Raw genomic sequence first — 1825 nt, 5'->3', positions numbered from 1 at the left:
GGCTTCGATCGGGTCGCCGAGGCGGGTGCCGGTGCCATGGGCCTCGACGGCGTCGACGTCGGCGGGAGACAGCCGCGGGGGGGCCGGCGCCCCCCCCCCCCCCCCCCCCCGGCCGCCCCGCGCCGGCGGCCCCCCCCCCCCGACCCTCTGCCGACGGGCGATTCCCGCGCCGCCGCGCAGCACAGTTTCACCTGCGCCGCGGGCTCTCCCCAGCCGTGGCCCTCGGCAGCGGCCGAGGTGCGTCACCGTGCGCGGACGACGGGCCCGCGCGCGCCGCCATCGCCAGCAGACCGCACGCCTCTCCAGGAGCGCAAACCATGGATCATCTGACCCGCCGGATCGGCGACGCGAGCGCGCGCCGGCCCCGGCTCACCGTCGCGGCGTGGGCGCTCCTGGCCGCCCTGACGCTGGCCTTGGCCGCGCTGGCCGGTGGCTCGTTCACCGACGACTTCGTCGCGCCGGGCAGCCAGAGCGAGCAGGCGATGCAGGTGCTCGAGGAGCGGTTCCCGGACGCGGCCGGCGGCAGCGCCATGGCGGTGTTCGCGGCCCGGCCGGGGCACCGGCTCGAGCCCGACCGGGCCGCCGTCGCCGCGGCGGTCGAGCGGATCGCCGCGGTGGAGCACGTCGCCGCGGTGGCCGACCCGTTCTCCGCCGGCGCGCTGTCACCGGACGGGCGGATCGGCTTCGCCGCGATCACCTTCGACGTGCCGGCGACCCACGTCGGCCCGGCCGTTCTGGACGCGCTCGCCGAGGCGATGCGTCCCGCCCGCGACGCCGGCGTCACGGCGGAACTCGGCGGCGACGCCGCGTTCATCAACGCCGAGGGGTCGACGTCGGGCGCGGAGGCGGTCGGCCTCGTGGCCGCGCTGGTCGTGCTGGTCGTCGCGTTCGGCACGGTCACGGCCGCGCTCGTCCCGGTCGTGCTCGCGCTGGTGGCGGTCGCCACCGGGCTGGGCGGCATCGCCCTGCTGGCGAACGCGATGCAGGTCTCCAGCGCGGCCCCGACGATCGGCGTCATGATCGGGCTGGGGGTCGGGATCGACTACGCCCTGTTCATCGTGGCCCGCTACCGGGAGAACCGCGCTGACGGCCAAGAGAACGGCGTCGCCTTGTCGAACGCCGTCGGCAGGTCGGGAACCGCCGTCCTGTTCGCTGGTGGCACCGTCATCGTCGCGATGTTGGCCCTCGCTCTGACCGGGCTGGGATTCCTGATCTCGATGGGCCTGAGTACCGCGCTCGTGGTGCTCGTCGCCGTCGCGGCCGCGCTCACGCTCCTGCCGGCGCTGCTGACCCTGCTCGGCGACCGGATCGACACCGGCAGGCTGGCAGGGCGCCGGCGCCGCGCCGGGCCCGCCGCCGGTCCGGACCGCGGCCGGCTGTGGTGGCGGTTCTCCCACCGCGTGTCCGCGCGGCCCTGGCCCTACCTCCTCGCCGCGGCCGCCGTGCTGGTCGCGCTGGCCGCCCCGGCGCTGCGGATGGAGACGGGCTTCCCGGACGCCGGCGACGACGCGACCAGCACCACCCACCGCCGCGCCTACGACCTGCTGGCCGAGGGCTTCGGTCCCGGGATCAACGCCCCGTTGCTGCTCGTCGCCGACCTGCGGTCTCCCGGTGTGGGACTCGCGGCCGTCCCCGCGTTGGCCGAGCGGGTCGCGGGCCCGCCCCCCCCCCCCCCGGGGGGGGGGGGCCCCGCGGGGGCCCCGGCGGCCCCCCCCCGGGGGCCGCGCCCCCCGCGGGGGGGGGCCGCCCCGGCGCCGCGGTCACGCCGGCGGCGGGCGTCAGCGGACCCGGTAGGTGACCGTCGTCGAGTACTGGTCGAAGTCGT

At 78.1% G+C, this 1825-nt stretch carries 1 protein-coding gene and 1 pseudogene; one reads left to right on the top strand and one right to left on the bottom strand.

Going from position 1 to position 1825, the window contains the following annotated elements:
* A pseudogene (locus I6A81_RS46475) lies at positions 1-75 on the bottom strand (hypothetical protein); the annotation flags it as partial.
* A 242-nt stretch (positions 76-317) separates the two neighbouring features.
* On the opposite strand from I6A81_RS46475, the gene I6A81_RS41035 reads away from it, so the two are divergent.
* The coding region (locus tag I6A81_RS41035) for an MMPL family transporter (RefSeq protein WP_203010517.1) at positions 318-1825 on the top strand (1508 nt) is incomplete at its 3' end.

This window comes from Frankia nepalensis (assembly GCF_016786325.1).
GTDB lineage: Bacteria > Actinomycetota > Actinomycetes > Frankiales > Frankiaceae > Pseudofrankia > Pseudofrankia nepalensis.
This window is presented reverse-complemented; position numbering and strand designations above follow the sequence as displayed.